The sequence below is a fragment of the Thermomicrobiales bacterium genome, assembly GCA_037045155.1.
Classification (GTDB): Bacteria; Chloroflexota; Chloroflexia; order Thermomicrobiales; family CFX8; genus JAMLIA01.
Genome location: JBAOIG010000003.1, coordinates 1,226,688 through 1,244,753, shown reverse-complemented (window position 1 = coordinate 1,244,753; position 18,066 = coordinate 1,226,688). Strand labels below are relative to the sequence as shown.

The following is an 18,066-nucleotide window of genomic DNA, read 5'->3' as shown; positions in this document are numbered from 1 at the left end:
CTCCACCAGCAGCGCGGAGGAGGTGTGAGGAAATTGAGACGGTCGGACTCAGAACTTCATCATGGCAAACGCTCGCGCGTAGCGCTCGTCGTCCAGTCGCGCGCGATCGGGATTTGTCCCCCGGGTCACCGCGAACCAGTAGGCCAGCAGATGCAGGGGCACGAGCGTCGTTATCGCCGAGAACGGCTCGGCAATGGCTGGCACGACGACCCAGCCGGCCGCGCCCTCGCGCAATTCCTCTGGCGTCCCATCACTGACGATGATTCGATCGACCCCGATCTCCTTCGCCTCATCGGAAAGCGTGATCGTCCGCTCCTGTCCCAGGCCGGCTGGCGCGACAAGAACCATCAGATCTCCCTGCTCGACCGCCGCAAATGGCCCGTGCAGCACTTGCTCGGTCGATGTGCCTTCGGTGTCGAGGTAGGCGGCCTCCTTGATCTTCAGCGCCGCTTCCATCGCGGTCGCGCTGGCCGCCCCGGCCCCCGCCAGCCAGATCTTCCGGTGACCGACGTGCGCTTCGGCGAGCGAGCGGATCAGCGACTCCGTTTCCAGCGCGCCGCGCATCGCCGCCGGCAGCTCGGATGCCAGCAACCCGGCGTCGATCGTCGGCGCGCCAGTGCGCTGCTGGCCGATGGCTGCCGCGATGCAGGCGAGGACAGCGAGGGCGGACGTGTGCGAGATCGTGTAAGTCGCCGAACGATCCGGCGCGACGGTCGTGAACAGATGCTCCATCTCGGCGTGTCGCGCAGCGCCCTCCTCGCCGGTGACCAGCGCCAGCGTCGCCTTCGTCGCTCGGACGCGATCGAGTGCCTGGAGGCTGTAGTTCCTCCGGCCGGAGTGGCTGAGGACAATGACGGCGTCGCGCTCGTCGAGCTCCGGTCCATAGAGGGTGAAGTCGAACGAATTGCTGGCGATTGTGGTCAGGCCTCCGCCGAAGGCGCGCATGAAGAACTCGCCCATCAACGCGGCGTGGTAGGACGTGCCGATGCCAACGATCCAGAGTCGGTCCTTGCCCGCGATGTCGGCGGCGAAGCGCTCGGCCAGCGGCTGGTTCGCGACGACGGCGGCGGCGACTGCCTCCGGCTGGTCGAACACATGCCGGTGCATATTGAACGGGTGGGTCGTTGGTCTGTCAGCGGTGCTCATTAGACTATGAACCTTTCTCACTCAGAGCTTCGTCAGCGCGTAGGCACGCGCGAAACGCTCGTCATCGAGCCGGAAGCGGTCCGGGTTCGTTCCGCGAGCGAGCGCGAACCAGTAGGCCAGCAGTTGCAACGGGACGAGTGTCGTCAGCGCTGAAAACGGCTCAGCGATCTCGGGAACGACGATCCAGCCGGCCGCGTCGGCGCGTAGCGAGGCCGGCGACCCGTCGCTGACGACGATGAAATCGAGGCCGATCTCCTTCGTTTCGGCTGCGAGGTCGAGCGTCCGCGCCTGGCCCGGACCCGCCGGGGCAACGAGAATCATCAGATCGTCTGGCTCGACTGACTGGAATGGCCCGTGAAGCATCTGCTCGGTGGACATGCCTTCGGCGTCGATATAGGCGGCTTCCTTGATCTTCAGCGCCGCCTCCATCGCCATCACGCCAGCCGGCCCGGCGCCGGCCAGCCAGACTTTCCGGTGGGCGACGTGGGCGCTGGCGAGGGATTTCACCAGCGACTCTGTTTCGAGCGCGCCACGCATCGCATCGGGGAGCTCCTGAGGCAGCACGTTGCGATCGAGAGTCGGGGCGGCGGTTCGCCGCTGGCCGATCGCCGCCGCGATGGCCGCCAGAATACCGAGGGCAGTCGTGAATGAGATCGTGTAGGTTGAGGAGCCCTCTGGCGGGACGGTCGTGAAGAGATACTCCATTCCGGCGTGGCGAGCGGCGCCCTCCTCGCCGGTGATCAGCGCCAGTGTGGCGCCGGTAGCCCCCGCGCGGGCTAACGCCTCAACGCTGTAGTTCTTGCGACCAGTGTGGCTCAGGACGATGACCGCGTCGCGATCGGTCAGCGTCGGGCCATAGAGGCTGAAATCGAACGAGTGGCAGGCGATCGCGGTCAGATCGCCGCCGAAGGCGCGCATGAAATACTCGGCCATCAGCGCGGCATGGTAAGACGTGCCAATGCCAACGATCCAGAGTCGATCTTTGCCTGCTACCTCGGCGGCGAAGCGTTCGACCAGAGTCTGGTTCGCTGCGACCGCCGAGGCGATCGCGTCGGGCTGGTCGAAGACATGCCGGTGCATGTTGAATGGATGGCTCGTCGGCCGTTCGGTCGCGCTCATCGAATTCTGACCCCTTCACGAATCGTCATTGATCTGTTTTCAGCATATCCTGAAGTGGTTCTATGTACAGGGCCACTCGGTTCGAATCGAATGGAGCCACTCTCTGACAAGCGAGCTTGATCTCCCGATCCAGGTTGACCGTGCCGCCGCAGCGCCACTGCACGAGCAGCTGGCGGCGCAGTTCCGGCGCGCGATCCTCGATGGCCGGCTGACCGCCGGGGCCAGGCTCCCGGCGACCCGGGCGTTGGCGGCGGCAACGGGAGTGTCGCGTAACGTCGCGCTGGCTACCTACGACGAGCTGTTCGCCGAGGGGTATATCGAGGGCCGCCATGGGTCCGGCACCTATGTCGCGGGCGATCTGCAAGCCATGTCGGGCCGCGCGATCCCGGCGCCGAGCGGGACGCCGCGCTGGTTGCGTCCGTTACCGGATCTGCCGCCGGCCGACCCGGAGCAACCTGGCACGATTGATTTTCGCCTGGGCGAGCCAACAACGAATCAATTGCCGGCCGACGCCTGGCGGCGTGTCTGGCAGGCTGTCGCGACCGAGCCGGTCCCGACCGGCTATGGCGACCCGGCTGGCGAACCGCTGTTGCGCGAGGCGATCGCATCCTACGTCCGTCGCTCGCGTGGCGTTATCTGCGACGCGTCGGATGTCGTGGTTACGTCCGGGGCGATTCAGGCGCTCGACCTGGTCGCGCGGGCGACACTACTCCCTGGCGATAGCGTCGGCTTCGAGAACCCGGGCTATCCGGTAGCCCGCGCTGTTCTCGTGGCGAGCGGCGCTCGAATCGTGCCGATCGGAGTGGATGACGACGGGCTGCGTGTCGATCTGCTTTCGGCGAGCAGACCGGCGCCGTTGCTTACCTACGTCACCCCATCGCACCAGTACCCGCTCGGTGTCAGGATGTCGTTGGCGCGGCGGATGGCCCTGCTGGAGTGGGCTCTGGAGGCAGACGCGTTGGTCATCGAGGACGATTACGATAGTGAATACCGCTACGATGGCCCGCCACTTCCCGCGCTGGCCGGCCTGGATCAGGCCGGCCGAGTCGCCTATGTCGGCACATTCTCGAAGCTGCTGGCCCCATCGCTGCGGGTTGGGTATCTGATTGGCCCGGCGCCGCTGCGCGACCGGGTCGTCCGGATGAAGCGGCTGGTCGATCATCACACCGCCTGGCCGCTCCAGCGGGCACTTGCAGCGTTTATTGCCGACGGCAACCTCGATCGTCACGTTCGGCGGATGCGGCGCGTCTATGCCGGGAAGCGCGCGGCGCTCGCCGACGCGCTTGCTCCGATTGCGGATCGGGTGACGTTGCGTGGACTCGAGGCCGGGCTCCACGTGTTTCTCGAGCTCGATCCCGCGCTCGATGCTGAGACCACCCGGCAACGTGCCCGAGAGCGCGGGGTCGTAGTGTCGACGCTGGCCGGCTACGCTGACGGCGGCACGCCTCCAAACGGGCTGTTGCTCGGCTATGGCGGGCTAGAGATCCCGGAGATCGTCACCGGCGCGACGATTCTCCGGGAATGCCTGACGCACTGACCTCTGGTCGGAACCCGAGCCGCGCGTCGTTGGTCTGACGGGCTCAGTCAGCCCTGCGGAGGAATGCCCGCAGATCCTCGATGAATCGCGCCGGATCCTCGCGCATCGGGTGGTGTCCGACGCCAGGGTAGACCAGCATCTCAGCGCCAGGGATGCCGTTCACCAGGAGCCGGCCACCCTTGACCGAGATGGTCGAATCCACCTCGCCGTGGATCACGAGGGTCGGCGCGGTAATACCAGCCAACTGTGGCCGGACATCGTGTGAATCGTTGATTGCGGCAGCCTGCCGGGCGTAGCCGTCACGCGTGATGCGGTTGCCGCGCCCTGTTTCGGAGAACTCACCCAGCTTCTCCGGGTGGAGGTCGAAGAACCCGGGCGCGTAGGACTGTGGCAGCGCCGCCATGGAGCGTTCGACCGGATCAACGATCCAGCTTTCGTGAGGCGGCGGCGGGAATGGCTGGCCAATCGCTAGCCCGGCGGCCGGCGACGTGCCAACGAGGACCAGCTTTGCCACTTGCTCAGGATGCTCCGTCGCGAGGTGAAGCGCGATGAAGCCGCCCATCGAGTGTCCGACGACGGACGCGCGCTCGATTCCACGCACGGCGAGCAGCGCGGCGATATCGCCGGCCATGTCCGAGATCGTGTAGTCCAGATCCTCGGGATCGTTCTCGCCAGCGTCGCGATTATCCGGGGCGACCACGCGGAACTCCGGCGCAAGCTGCTCGGCGACGGGCCGCCAGCTGGCCCGGAAGCCGCCTAGCCCGGTGATCAGCACGACTGGCATGCCTTCGCCTGACCACTCGTCATAATGAATCGTTCGTCCATCGCCAATCGTCGCTTGCGCCATCTACTGTTGCTCCATTTCGATCGTTCGTCGCGCCGGGCATCCTGCGGTGCAGTCTAGTGCCCCAAAGGATCCTTGCGGCCGATAAGCTGAACGGTGTTCTCGGCGGGGTCGCGGAAGTAGGCGATGAGATCGCCGGACGTGTTTTCGACGATCGGGTCGAACGCAATGCCCTGCTCGGCGAGGCGGTCGTGAGTTGCCTCGAACTCCGACAACGGCACCATGAACGCGAGATGCGATGGGGCAGGGAGTGGAGGGCCGGGAACGTCGAGGACCTCGATCACCCCGCCCTGGCCATCGGAGAGAAAGGCAAAGTGTTGGCCGTTGCCGCGAACGTCGCGAATCATCTGCATGCCAAACATCTCGTGGTAGAAGTTGACCGTCTCCTCGAAAAGCGCGCCGTGGGCGGGGATTGCCACGTGCTCGAGCCGAAACTTGCTGGGCATCGTCAAGCCTGTCCTTTCCTTCGTCGCCTGCCGGTGGTTGTGCCGGCCAATGTACATGTTACGATCCTCGACTGCTGGGTGGCGCGGGCTGCCGGCTCCGGGGAGTATTTCTGACCGATGGATATCGATCGACGGACTCAGCAGCGCGCGTCACGGAGAGCGCTACTGTTGCCCGTCTACGTCCCCACGGCGTTGCTGGGTTTTGCCGAGGGGCTTCTGCTGCCGACGCTGCCGGCCTTTGCGCTCTCGTTCGATGTCTCGTTCGCCGTCGCGAGCCTCGTGCTGGCCGCGGCCGGGATCGGAACACTGATCGCCGATCTGCCGGCAGGGATGTTACTTGGCCGGGTCGGGCTGAAGCCAACGATGCTCCTTGGCGCAGCGCTCGTTGGCTTCGGGACGCTTGCCCTCGTTGCCGCGACCAGCGTTAACCAGCTCATCGCGTTGCGGCTGCTCGCCGGCGTCGGAACGGCGATGTGGGGGCTTTCGCGGCACGCATTCATCACCGAAGCGATCGACCCGCGCCAGCGGGGGAGAGCGATCTCCGTCTTCGGGGGCATCAACCGGATCGGTGTGTTCGGCGGGCCAGCCATTGGCGGGCTCATCGGCACCTGGTTTGGTCTCACTGCATCGTTCCTCGTCGCCGGCCTTCTCGGCATCGTCGCCCTCATTGTGTCGTGGATATTCGTCCAGGACACGCACGTCGCGGTCCACGCCGAGCGACATGTGCGTTGGGCGCTGGTTCGTGAGATGGTGCGATCAAGCTGGCGCGACCTGAGCGCGGCGAGCGTCGCCCAGACCTTCGCGCAGATGATTCGCGCCGGCCGGCAGACGATCATCCCGTTCTACGGCCTGGCTATCCTGGGCCTGAATGCCGGACAGGTCGGGCTGATCCAGTCGGCGTCGTCGAGCGTTGACATGATCCTCTTCATCCCGGCCGGCTATCTGATGGATCGCTTCGGCCGCAAGGTCGCCGCAGTCCCATCGTTTGCAATCATGGCGGTCGGGATGGTCCTGATCCCCTTTACGACCGACTACCTGACGCTGATGGCCGCGGCGACGATCATCGGGCTGGGCAACGGTCTGGGAACCGGAACGATGATGACGCTCGGCGCTGACCTCGCGCCGCCCGGCGCGACCGGCGAATTCCTCGGGCTCTGGCGGTTGATCGGTGACACCGGCCGGGCCGGCGGGCCGCTGGCGGTTGGCAGCCTGACCGATGCGGTCGGCTTCGAGTACACGTCGTTCATTCTGGCCGGCGTCGGCTTGTCCGCATCCCTCATCCTCGCGCTACTGGTTCGCGAAACGCGTGTGGCGGACGACACGGCGTTCGGGACGGGCGCTCCGCCCGGCGGTTAGCTGCCCGCCTGAATCCCGAGATGTCGGGCGACCACCAGCAGCTCGTCGAGGCTGAGGTAGTCGGAGGCGTCATGCGCGATGTGGACGTGGAGGAGCTGTCCGTCCTCCGCGATAATCGCGGTTCCCGGCAGTTGGCGAGGATCTCCCCCCTTCGGAAGAGCCAGGAAATTGCCGCGGAGCGTTGCCTGCGCGCCTCGCGCGATGATGTGCGGGTTGATCAGCTGACCGATCGAGCCCTTCTCAAACCCGTAGGCGGCGTAGGCTGCCTGCTCGGGATCGCAATAGACGGGGAACGGCAGGTCGAGGCCAGCGGCGAAGAACGCGGTGTCCTCAACCGAGGCTGGAGTCACGATGACTACCCGCAGGCCGGCACGGCTAAGCGCGTTCGCTGACGACTTATAGGAGCGGACCTGCTCCTTGCAGAACACACAGGACAGGTAGCGGATGAATGTGAATGCGGTCGTCCCTGTGCGCCAGATGTCGGACATCTGGACCGTTTCGCCGGCAGGTGTCCGAAGCGGCATGTCGATCGCGGTTGTTATCGGCTCTCGCATTGATTACTCCCCTCGCGCTGTCTGATTGAATCCTACGCGCCCTGGCGAGGGCCGGCATGGCAGACTCTGGTTGAGGGGGAGAAGCAACGGTGACTCGACGTCTATGGATTGTCCTGGCGCTGCTGGCGGCGCTGCTCGTCGCGGCTTGCGAGTCGCCATCGGCAACCCCGACACGCGCGCCAGGCGGCGCGCCGACTTCGACCAGCGCCTCACTGGGCGCGCGCGCCACCCAGACGGCTCGAACGGGCGGGCGGACGACGCCGACTGCCATGGCCGGGCCGGGCGTGACCGGCGAGATGGCTCGTGTCCAGCGGGTCGTCGACGGCGACACGATCATGGTCGAGATCGGCGGCAAGGTCGAGCGGCTGCGCTACATCGGCATGGATACGCCCGAGACCGTCCGGCCAGACTCCCCGGTCGAGTGCTTCGGCCCCGAGGCGAGCAAGGCGAACCAGCGGCTCGTTGGAGGCCAGGATGTCGAGCTCGTCCGTGATGTCGGCGACCGCGACCGCTTTGGGCGGCTGCTGCGCTACGTCTACGTCCGCGACCCGGCGACCGGGGAACGCATCTTCGTCAACCTGCGGCTGATCGAGGACGGGTATGCAACTGTCTCGACATTTCCCCCCAATGTCGCCCATGTCGACGAGTTCCGCGCCGCCGAACGCCGGGCACGCGAAGAGTCCCGCGGGCTCTGGGGGAGTTGCCCCGTTCAGTGAACCCGATCTACTCGCACATGACGGTATCGAGTACCCGCAGCACGTTGCCACCGAGGATGCCTCGCACTGCGGTCTCATCGTAGCCGCGCGCCAGCAGGCCGGCTGTGACGTTCGGCATATCAGCTATCGTTGCGAATCCTACGATCGTGGCTTCCGGCTCGGCGTCGAACGGGGCCATCGGCCCGACCCGCAGATAATCGACGAAGTCCGGCCCAAGCGCGACGTTCTCAACTCCGGCGACCGACGCGATGTGGTCGAGATGGTCGAGCATCCGGTCGAGGCTTGCGTCGGTCGGATTGTCGGCGATGAATCCGGGAACTCCGTTGATTCCGACCAACCCGCCTGTGTTGACGATCGCGCGGATCTGGTCGTCGTCGATGTTGCGTGGGTGGGAGCACAACGCTGTCGCGTTCGAGTGCGACGCGATCACCGGACGTGAGCTTGTCTCGATCACGTCCCAGAAAGACTTCACCGACAGGTGCGAGGCATCGAGCAGGATGCCGAGCCGGCCGGCTTCGGCGACCATCTCGCGGCCCAACTCAGTCAACCCACCGCCGGCCCGCGCCTCGCCGACCCCCTCCGCCAGCAGGTTGCGCTGGTTCCAGGTCAGCCCCAGGACACGAACGCCCAACTCGTAGAACATCCGCAGCGATTCGATGCCGTCCTGGATCGGCTCGCCGCCCTCCATCGCCAGAATGAAGGCAATCTGGCCGGCGGCGAGCGCGGCGTCGATCTCCGAGCGCGTGCGACAGAGCGCGACGTCCGGCGTCTCGTCGATGTCGGCCAGAGCGGCGCCCATCAGCGTGACGGCTCGCCGTAGCGCTCGGTCCGGCTTGTGCTCCTCTTCGGTGAAGAGCGTCGTGACGACGACATTGACGCCGGCCGCGCGCCAGACCGGGACATGAAGGCGGGCGAGGACCTGCGTCTCGCCGAGCAGCCTCCGTCGGGTTACATCGCAAAACACGTCGGAGTGCGCGTCCACGACGATAGCGTCGTCATGGAGCCGTGGCGCCGCGGAGTCGATCATCGCTCACCCTTCCTCCCGAAACGCTGCGGTTGCCTCACGCATCGTAACGCGTCCAGTCGGCAGGCTGGCGAAGATCGACGCCTGAGGCCCACTGGATGTGACATATCCCAGTAGCGCGAGATTGATCAGCCCGGCGCGGCGACTGCGACGTTCGGCTGGAGCGTCTCCTGGACCCAGGCCGGCTCCGGCTCGGGCAGCGAGACGACCCACGCGGAGTGGACATCGTCGATCGACAGGATCTCGAGCAGCGCATCCTGCGGGATGGCGTTGTCCACATTCAATACCATGATTGCCTCGCCGCCCCGGTAGTGCCGCCCAACCTGCATGCCGGCGATGTTGACATCGTGACGTCCGAGGATCATGCCGACATGGCCGATCATCCCCGGTCGGTCGCGATGGTGGGTGATCAGCATATCGCCGGCCAGCGGATGGTCTAGCGAGAAGCGATCCACCTCGATAATCCCGGCCGAGCCGCCAGACCAGCGGATGCGGACAACGTGCGCGCCGTCTCCGGCCGCCTCGAAGCTGAAGTCAATTGCGTCGGCCGGGGCAGGCTGTCGCCCATCGGCAGCGACGATTCGGGCTGCGATGCGGTGTTGCTCGGCGACGATCCGAGCGTTCACCGGCGTGACACGCGTCGTTGTCCAGTGCTGCAGCCCCTCAGAAAGCGCCGCCAGGAACACGTGCTCGGCGACTGCCCCGACAACCTCGCCGTGAATCCGCATGATGACGGCTTCGGGGATGCCAGACGAGAGGACACCGAGCAAGTGGCCGGCTGCTCCCGCAACGCGCGTCAGTCGCGCCAGCTCCGCGCTCTCCAACGTCGCCGTCGGCAGGTTGACCGCATTGGCGACGGCTTCGCCGCGAAGCGCCGCCAGCGTCGAGCGCGAGATGATCTCGCCGACGGCGGCCAGCGCCGCGCCGCTGCTGCCGCCGATGTGTGGGGTCAGCACGACGTTTGGCCGGCCCCAGAGCGGCGATGACGTCACCGGCTCGTGGGGGAACACGTCCACGCCCGCCGCCGCGACTATTCCGGCATCGAGCGCGTCGGCCAACGCCCGGTCGTCGACCACGTCGCCGCGCGCGGCGTTGATGACGATCGCCCCGGGGCGCAGCAGCGGGAAGGTGTCTGGCCCGAGCATCGCTCGCGTCTCGTCGGTCGATGGCACATGGAAGGTGACGATGTCGCTGGTGGCCAGCAGCTCCTTGTACGACGCCGGCCGGACGCCCATCTCCTGGAAGCGCTCGACCGGGATGAAGGGGTCGTAACCGATCAGACGTGCCTCGAACGCGGCCAGCCGTTGGGCGACCTTGCTGCCGACACGGCCCAGCCCGACGATGCCGATCGTCTTGCCGGCCAGGTCGAACGGCCGGTAACGTTTCCGCTCCCACCGGCCGGCGTGGAGCGTTGCGTTCGCGTCGATCATCTGGCGCGAGATGGCCAGCATCAACGCCACGGTGTGCTCGGCCGCCGAGGTCGCGTTCGCCCCGGGCGCGTTCAGCACCAGCACGCCGGCCCGCGTCGCGGCGTCGACGTCGATGTTGTCGACCCCGACCCCAGCCCGCGCGACGACCCGCAGTCGTGGAGCGGAAGCAAAGACTGTCTCGTCAACCTGCGTCTCCGAGCGGACGATCAGCGCGTCGGCGTCAGCGATGGCGGCGTGGAGCGCGTCGACGTTCGTGCCGTCGACGTCGATGATCTCGGCGGCGCGGGCGATTCGCTCGCGGGCGCCGGCGTCGATCTGGTCGCTGATGACGACCTTCGTCCGTTCGGCTTCGGTGGCGTGGACGGCGGCGTCGAGCAAACGCGCAGCGATGTCGGCCAGGTCGGTCGCAGCGTGATCGATCCCACGCGGCTGGACGCCGAGACCGTTCGGCAGGAAGTAGCAGGTGACGCCGGCCGCGGTATATGAGCGCGCGTGGCGGATCGAGTCCTCGATCGCGTGGGTCACCCCCAGCTCACGCGCGACGGCGACCTTATCGTCGGCGATGATGACATTGCAGTAGTCGAGCTCGTGCTTTCGCAGCCAGTCGAGCGTCATCTCTAATGACGCGGGTGGACGGGCGGTGACGATCTGGACGTTTTCACGCCCAAGCTTGCCGACGACACGTCGGAGGAATTCGCGCGCCTGTGGATTCGGGGAGAGCCGCGTCGCTGGCCCATCCGGTCCGTAAACCCACTCGCGGACGGCGAGCGAGACGGCGTGGCCGGTCGAGTCGACGAAGGCCGAGTCGGGAAGGACGAGGTTGAAGTGGGCGTTGGCGGCCTGGGCAAGCGCCGCCGGGTGCTCGGTGAGAACGCCGTCGAGGTCGATCGCCAGAATAATCGTCTGCTGGGTGTGGGAAGCCATCTTGAGAGCCTGCCTTTCGCGTCGGTGTCGTTCGTAACGAGGGGTCCGGAGTTCAGGTGTGGCCAGAAGGAGGACGGCGGACGTCAACTCCTCGGCCTACAGACTGGACGAATATCCGGTCCACCACTCGATCGAGCGACGAGACGACAACGTGTACAGGCATCGCAACATGAGATCGACTACTTTCCGGAATCGCTAACCTGCCGGAGGCGCCGGCTACCGCAACCATGAATGATACACGTCGGGATAGACGGAAAGCCGGAAGGTCTTCGGCTCCTCCCGGCTCTCCGAGGATCTGGTTGCCAGTCCGGTCTACGGCATACGGCCGTAACGCCAGATGTAGTAGTGCTGCCCGACATTGCCCGCCTCGACCTGCCAGCCGTCGGGATTGTTCGGCGTGTAGGTGAGGCAACGACGCTGGAAGCACTGGATGAGGACGTCGTGCTGGGTGCCTCCGACTTTGACCGTTGCCCAGTAGGCCTCTGCGATCGGATAGCCGGTGGCATAGAACGGGTTCTCGAACAGCTGCGCCCAGGTCGTGCTGTTGCCATCGAACACAAGCCCGCTCGAGTTCATGAAGGCCCAGAATGGCGATGCAACGGTATGGCGGAGGTTGGGAACCTCGACGAGATAGGCGGCAGTGACACCGTACCAGTCCATGTTCGGGTCTACCCAGACGTTACCCATGCGATCGACTCGCTGATTTACTGACTGCCCGGGAAACAGCGCCGGGGAGGTCAGGAGCCCACGGAATGTGCTGTACATCGGGCCGACCGTATCGTCGATATCGCCAGCGATATTGACAGCCGCCGGGTTGCGTGGCTCGAACTTCTGGTCTCCAGCCTGAAGCAGGCCGGTCACCATCTCGCCGACGAGGAGGCCATTGGTGACGTACCAGGGGCTGCTCTGGTCGCCGTATGGGTTGGTGACTTCCATCCGGCTCTTGTCGAGGTAGATGACCGCGCGCTGCCCACCAGGGGATTCGACATACGGCTCGTAGCCGGCGCCGAACGGCTCAGGCCCCCACATCCATGTGCGACTGACCGCGCCGGTTGCGACCGGCTGGTCGGTTCGCGCCCAGGTGCGGGCGAAGGCATCGGCGGGGTTCGGCACGTTCGACACTGGCTCGACCCAGTAGGAGAATGTGCAGCCCCAATTCGCGCAAGCCGTCGACATGCTGTCGATCATGTCCTGTCGAATACGAGTCGCGACGTTGGCATTCGACTGCTCATTACTGAAGATCGCGAATACCCGTGTGTCACTGGACCGGACGAGCGGTGAACCGCTCTGACCTTGGTACGCGTCGAGATCTGTGTACACGCGCGTGTCGGTGACGCCGGTCAGCGCTGGCTTCGTCGCCGACCATTGCGTTGCGAACGGCTTGTCGCCCGGATAGCCGAAGGTGAACGGCTTGAGATCGGGCGACGAGAGCGACGCGGATGACATGACGCCGAGTTCGAGCCAGCCGGTTGCATTGCCGATCGGGTCGAAGAGCGTCATGATGCCCCAGTCGTAGTCATGGTCGCCTGCTTCTGACCAGCCACGGGGGACAGCAAATCGATCCGCCAGGGTGACTCCGTATGGCGCGCGCTCGCCGTCCGCTCCCGGCACGATAAGGAAATTCGCCGGCCAGCCAGCTCCCGGCACGTATAGGCAGTGTCCGGCCGTCGCGACCATGGCCGGACCGATCATCGAGCCAGTGCACGTCCAGAGAGGATCGTCGTTGAGATCGAACGCTATGATGAAGACGATTTCGGCAACGGCTGGCGAAACCCGTACCCGGTCGTCAGGAGGAAACACCGTCCTGGCGGCGGCGATCCCGCCCGCCCGCGCTGCGAGGGTCGACGCCGTCGTCGCGCGAAGGCCGGTCGTCGCCCGGACTTCCAAGGGTTTGCTATCCGGAACACGCTCAGGAGTGTCAAGCTCGGGAAATGTCCGCGGAAGATTCGGGTCGCCGTCGTTCGCTCCCGCGGCGGCGACGGGTAGCCCACCGACGAGCATTACCACGACCATCATCATGACAATTACGCGCATGGTGCGCATATGGTTCGCCTCCTGCTCACCGGCCAGTAAACACAATATCTGCAGCTCGTTGTAGCAGGTCGGGTGGGGAAAATCAACAGATGACGACACCTAAAGAATGACGCTTAGCACCTAATGTTGCTGGTGCTGTTTCGGTCCTGCTCACTCCGGCGGCGGCATCCCATACCGCCACTGGTAGTAGTGGCGGCCGACGTTGCCGGCCTCGACCTGCCAGCCGTCAGGGTTGCTCGGCGTGTAGGTGAGGCAACGACGCTGGAAGCACTGGATGAGGACGTTCTGCTCGACGCCGCCGACCTTGACCCACGTCCAATACGCCTCGGTGATCGGGTAGCCGGTGGCGTAGAACGGGTTCTCGAAGAGTTTGTCGACGACGTACTCCCCGTCGCGATAGATCAGCCCGTCGGAGTTCATGAACTCCCAGAAGACCGAGGCGACACGGTGATCGAGGCCCGGCTGTTGGACATGGAACCCCGCAGTGACGCTGTAGCCTGCCAGGTTGGGATCGCTGGTTACCGTTCCTGCGCGGTCTACCTGCTGGACAATCACCGCGCCGTCATCGAGTGGCGGCGTGTCGAGCAGGCCGGCGAATGTCGCGTAGGTTGGGCCGGTTGTGCCATCGGGGTCGCCGGCCGCGTTGATCGCTGCCGGGTCATGTGGCTCGAAGCTCGCGTCGCCAACCTGCATCTGGCCGGTGATTAGCTCCGTCACGAGCAGACCGTTGGTGACGTACCAGAGCTGCCGCGCGTCGGCGTCCGGGTGGGTGATCTCCATCCGGCTCTTGTCATAATACTGAACAACCCGTTGATTGCCGGGAGATTCTGCGTAAGGCTCGATCAGCGGGCCGGTGAATGGATCGTCGCCCCACATCCACGTGCGCACGACGGCCATCTGGCGAACTGGCTCGTCGGTGCGCTGCCAGGTGCGCATGAACGCCGAGGTATCGGCGGTCGGCGCGTCAAGAACCTTGACGTCGACACCGTTTGATATCCCGCCCCCCGGCTCGGGGTTGAAGACGGTGACACGAAGCGTCGCGATCGCGGCTATGTCCCGCTCGACGAGTGTGACGCTGAGCGCCGCCGGCGAGATGAGCGTCGTCGCGCGATCCTCACCGTTGACGCGCGCGACGGCTCCGGAGACGAAGCCTGCGCCACTGATTGTCAGCATCGGCGGGTGAGTGCCGAGGAACAGCGCCGACGGGGTTGTTGTGACGATTGCCGGCGTCGGGTTCTGTCCATCCATGATGTCGGGCAGCCGCACGAGACCCGCGCCCCAGGTGTTGTCGGGCGTGGCGCTGCGGTCGCCTTGTGCCTTGAGGAACGCGGCGATCTCGTCCGGGTGATAGGTCGGGAAGCGCTGCTCGACGAGCGCGGCCAAGCCGGCGATATGCGGCGATGCCTGGCTCGTGCCGGGAAATCCGGACGGTCCATAGGTGACGGTGTCGGCGGAGTCGAGGCTGACGACATCTGGCTTGATCCGCCCGTCGCGGGTTGGCCCGCGACTGCTGAACGGCTGGATGACATGGGGCTGATTCCAGGGGCTGGCGCCAACGGCAAGCATGCCGGTGCTCGCGCTCTCGGCGGGGTTGGCGATCGATCCTGCTGGGACCGAATATGCAAGCGACCACCCGTTGAACTCCTGCACCTGAACCCAGGCAGGTGGCGTCCCGCCATACAGGCGGACAACGGCATAAAACGGCCCGGTCGTCGTCGGAGTGAAGCGCAGAAACTCGAATGGCGTCTGGCCGGCGAGGCCCCGTTGCGGCTTCTCGCTGGCGCGCAGCACCTCGCCCGACGCGGAGACGAGGTAGAGATCCAGATCCGTCGCTGCGTTGCTCCAACTATCCTGCCAGCGTGCCTGAAGAATGATCTCGTTGCCGGAGAGGACCGAGATGGCATTACGTTCAACGTTGCCGCTGAACTCCATCACCCCGTCGCCGTCACGGTCCGACCATGGGCCGGTCCAGGTTGACAGCCCCTCGTTGCCGGCCGCGTTCACCCAGGTGATGCCGGCGGCGACAGCCTGGTCGACCGCCGCCAGCGCGCCGTCGGGGTAGGGAGAGGAGCCGTCGCCGGGGCCCTCCCATGTCCAGCCGACCGAGTGGTTGATGATGGTTACCCCCTGGGAGATCATCCAGCTCACCGCGTCGTGCAGGTCGAGGAGCGACTGTGGGTTAGCGATGTAGAGCGAGGCGTCCGGCGCGATATCCATCAGCGTCTCGGTGACGGCAGTGCCGTGAACGCCCCCCTGCTCGCAGGCGCTCATATCGCTGGTGGGCTGGCCGATTCCTCGGTAGCAGTGAGTGGTTGGAACTGGCAGTTCGCTGCCGATCAGCGCGCTGAAGCCGGTGAACCCCAGGTCGATGACGCCGACCTTCACGCCGACGCCCGTGTAGCCATGCTGATTCCACTGTGGCGCGCCGATGATCGCTGCCCCCTGGCTGACGACGGTCAGCCCGATCGGCGGCTGCAACGCTCGGGCCTGCTGGACACCGGGGATCGAGGCGAGGGTGGCAAGATCTTCGGGTGAGATGAATGCTTCGATTGACTGCTGGCCGATGTTCGCGACGCTGATGCCGCGTTGGACAAGTGCTGCGGCGGTCGCCGCCGTATCACCAGCTACCTGGAGTGTGACTGCTACGCGGCCGCCGCTGAACTGGGCCCCGTGAGCTTCCGAGGTCGGCCGGCCGATTTGCGAGTCGCGGGAGATCCGGACGAGCTCCGAGTCCAGCACCTGGTCTTTGAGCGCGCCGATATGTTGTGAATCGCGATCGGGGGCGCCGCCGTTGCCGGCCTCAACTGGGAGGGCCGTCAGCACGAGCAGGATGCAGGCGATGACGAGCATCACCGGGCGGGGGCTGAACCGTCTCCGCACCAGAGATCCCTTCCTGGGAGAGTGATCGAGCGTCCGGCTCGTGGAACGCAGAGGCAAGCATAGCCGCTCGGGATGGTTGCTTCCACCATGCGTGGCGATGATCGGGTATTGTGACGGAGAATCGCTGGGTGGAAGGGAGCGCGCGTGGAACCGACACCAGAAAAAATTCCAGCTCGATTGGGTGATGCTGGCCGACGCAGCACAGATCGTCAATGGGAAGCTCTACGTCCTCGGCGGTGGCTGGGATACGCTCGTCGTCTCCAGCCCGTTCCCGGTGAACCAGCCCTGCGGACTGGCGATCGCCTTTCGCATTCCGGGCGCTGGGACGAATCCGCGGAAGACGGCGCGCATCCAGGTTGTGGATCAGGAAGGTACCTCGACGATCGCGACGGCGGATGTCCAGTTTCAGGTTGGCCGGCCACCCGAGGTAGACGACGTGCTGCCGCAACGCGTCCAGCTCGCTGCCGGGCTGCACCTGTCGTTCCCGAAGGCGGGAACATACGTCGTGATCGTCAGCGTCGATAATGCGGAGATCGGGCGCTCGCGTTTCCGCGTTGTTCACCCCCAGCCTGCCGGGTCGGGAGAGCGGCTGAACGCATAGTCGATTGACGACCGATCGCGCCGCCCCCGAATTGCCTCACCGCAACGATCCGTCGCTTGACATCCCTGAGGGCACGCCCTACCGTGTTACCGTGCGTACATACATCGTCGGCGACCATACCGGATAGGGGATGGCTGTGTGCGGGACGATGTTGTCGATGCCACAGGGGGAAGGTGGTTTTCGATGGGGTCTGCCGAGGACGAACACGGCGAGGATGGCTCAGCGCGATTTCTCAAGAGGCCACAGTCTCGCCGCCAGCTGATTCGCAGGCTGACGGGCGGAGCGATCGTGACGACGATCGCCGCCTCGATTCCAGGGGTGGTCAGCGCGCAAGAGAAAGATAGCACGGCCGGAGCAGCCGGCCTGGTCACTCGCCCGGGGTCGTGGCCAACTCCGCCAGCCCCGGTTGTCATCGAGGGGATGGTGCGAGTCTGCGTTCAGCCGCGCAGCGGCATCATGCGATTCCCTCTGGATGGGCGTGGCTGCCTGCCGTACGAAGTCGAGGTGCTCTGGAGCGCGACCGGGCCGGCCGGGCCTACTGGTCCCATCGGCGCAACGGGGCCGACCGGATTCACAGGTATTCTCGGCCCGACTGGCTCGACGGGATCGACCGGGCCGACTGGCCCGACAGGCGCAACGGGGCCGACCGGGGCAACAGGACTCCAGGGCATGACCGGCCCGACGGGATTCATCGGCGCGATCGGTCCGACTGGCCCGACTGGAATAATGGGCACTGGTGGCGCGGCGGGCGCAGAGGGTCCGACTGGCTCTCAGGGTCTAATCGGGCCGACCGGACCAACCGGTGCTGCCGGCGCAGCGGGTGTCACTGGCTCAGTTGGTCCGACCGGCGCCACTGGCCCGATCGGCTTTCCAGGCCCGACCGGCCCGACTGGCATGCCTGGCCCGAGTGGCCCAACGGGCTTCACCGGCTCGACCGGTCCAACCGGGGTCACCGGCCCGATTGGTCCAACAGGCTACACCGGCCCGACTGGCCCAACCGGAGTCACCGGCCCGATTGGTCCAACAGGCTACACCGGCCCGACTGGCCCGACCGGAGTCACCGGCCCGACCGGTCCAACCGGGGTCACCGGTCCGATTGGTCCGACTGGTTACACCGGTCCGACCGGTCCAACCGGGGTCACCGGCCCGATTGGCCCGACCGGCGACCTCGGATTAACAGGTGAGACAGGGCCTACCGGCGACACTGGCCAAATGGGCGACACTGGCCCGACCGGTGACACTGGCCAAACGGGCGAGACCGGCCAAACGGGCGAGACCGGCCAAACGGGTGACACTGGCCCGACCGGCGACACTGGACAAACCGGCGACACTGGCCCGGCTGGCGAGACCGGCCCGGCCGGTGACACCGGCCCAACCGGCGACACCGGGCCGTACGGTCCATAGGCCCCTGATGCGCCCGAACGTGGATGGTTCGACACAGGTGTAATTGCAAGC

14 protein-coding genes are annotated in these 18,066 nt (G+C 65.9%); 5 read left to right on the top strand and 9 right to left on the bottom strand.

The window, feature by feature from the left end:
• Nucleotides 1-48 precede the first annotated feature (48 nt).
• Nucleotides 49-1,146, bottom strand: a complete 1,098-nt coding sequence (locus V9F06_09010; protein MEI2617755.1) for an SIS domain-containing protein — start codon at nt 1,144-1,146, stop codon at nt 49-51.
• Nucleotides 1,147-1,167: 21 nt separating this feature from the next.
• Entirely contained in the window at nt 1,168-2,265 is a 1,098-nt protein-coding gene (locus tag V9F06_09005; protein ID MEI2617754.1) for an SIS domain-containing protein, read from the bottom strand.
• Between the two features lie 28 nt (nt 2,266-2,293).
• On the opposite strand from V9F06_09005, the gene V9F06_09000 reads away from it, so the two are divergent.
• Nucleotides 2,294-3,802 carry a PLP-dependent aminotransferase family protein gene (locus V9F06_09000; protein ID MEI2617753.1) on the top strand — a complete coding sequence of 503 codons (1,509 nt, stop codon included), beginning with the start codon at nt 2,294-2,296 and terminating at the stop codon, nt 3,800-3,802.
• Between the two features lie 43 nt (nt 3,803-3,845).
• Here the strand turns inward: V9F06_09000 and V9F06_08995 are convergent, their stop codons facing one another.
• The gene (locus V9F06_08995; GenBank protein MEI2617752.1) at nt 3,846-4,649 is read right to left on the bottom strand and encodes an alpha/beta fold hydrolase; all 804 of its coding nucleotides are present in this window, start codon (nt 4,647-4,649) and stop codon (nt 3,846-3,848) included.
• Between the two features lie 53 nt (nt 4,650-4,702).
• Nucleotides 4,703-5,092, bottom strand: coding sequence for a VOC family protein (locus V9F06_08990; GenBank protein ID MEI2617751.1), 390 nt, complete (start codon nt 5,090-5,092; stop codon nt 4,703-4,705).
• A 117-nt stretch (nt 5,093-5,209) separates the two neighbouring features.
• Here V9F06_08990 and V9F06_08985 point away from each other — a divergent pair, with 117 nt between their 5' ends.
• A complete protein-coding gene (locus V9F06_08985) occupies nt 5,210-6,448 on the top strand; it encodes an MFS transporter (GenBank protein MEI2617750.1) in 1,239 nt (412 codons plus the stop codon).
• Here V9F06_08985 and V9F06_08980 read toward each other — a convergent pair.
• Nucleotides 6,445-7,002 (bottom strand): peroxiredoxin-like family protein, encoded by a 558-nt coding sequence (locus tag V9F06_08980; protein ID MEI2617749.1) that lies wholly within the window; start codon nt 7,000-7,002, stop codon nt 6,445-6,447. The two genes, V9F06_08985 and V9F06_08980, sit on opposite strands and share 4 nt — an antisense overlap.
• Nucleotides 7,003-7,091: 89 nt before the next feature.
• Between V9F06_08980 and V9F06_08975 the strand changes: the two genes are divergently transcribed.
• Nucleotides 7,092-7,718: a thermonuclease family protein gene (locus tag V9F06_08975; protein ID MEI2617748.1), complete on the top strand. Its 627-nt coding sequence runs from the start codon at nt 7,092-7,094 to the stop codon at nt 7,716-7,718.
• 7 nt (nt 7,719-7,725) lie between these two features.
• Here V9F06_08975 and V9F06_08970 read toward each other — a convergent pair whose 3' ends face one another.
• From V9F06_08970 to V9F06_08955, 4 genes are all read right to left on the bottom strand, one after another.
• Nucleotides 7,726-8,745: a dipeptidase gene (locus V9F06_08970; protein MEI2617747.1), complete on the bottom strand. Its 1,020-nt coding sequence runs from the start codon at nt 8,743-8,745 to the stop codon at nt 7,726-7,728.
• Between the two features lie 125 nt (nt 8,746-8,870).
• The gene (gene serA / locus V9F06_08965; GenBank protein ID MEI2617746.1) at nt 8,871-11,096 is read right to left on the bottom strand and encodes a phosphoglycerate dehydrogenase; all 2,226 of its coding nucleotides are present in this window, start codon (nt 11,094-11,096) and stop codon (nt 8,871-8,873) included.
• 312 nt (nt 11,097-11,408) lie between these two features.
• Nucleotides 11,409-13,139: a trypsin-like serine protease gene (locus V9F06_08960; GenBank protein ID MEI2617745.1), complete on the bottom strand. Its 1,731-nt coding sequence runs from the start codon at nt 13,137-13,139 to the stop codon at nt 11,409-11,411.
• A 141-nt stretch (nt 13,140-13,280) separates the two neighbouring features.
• Nucleotides 13,281-16,010, bottom strand: a complete 2,730-nt coding sequence (locus V9F06_08955; protein ID MEI2617744.1) for a S8 family serine peptidase — start codon at nt 16,008-16,010, stop codon at nt 13,281-13,283.
• A gap of 184 nt (nt 16,011-16,194) precedes the next feature.
• Between V9F06_08955 and V9F06_08950 the strand changes: the two genes are divergently transcribed.
• Both V9F06_08950 and V9F06_08945 read left to right on the top strand, forming a co-directional pair.
• Entirely contained in the window at nt 16,195-16,611 is a 417-nt protein-coding gene (locus V9F06_08950) for a hypothetical protein (GenBank protein MEI2617743.1), read from the top strand.
• Between the two features lie 183 nt (nt 16,612-16,794).
• Nucleotides 16,795-18,015 (top strand): hypothetical protein, encoded by a 1,221-nt coding sequence (locus V9F06_08945; protein MEI2617742.1) that lies wholly within the window; start codon nt 16,795-16,797, stop codon nt 18,013-18,015.
• Nucleotides 18,016-18,066: the final 51 nt, after the last annotated feature.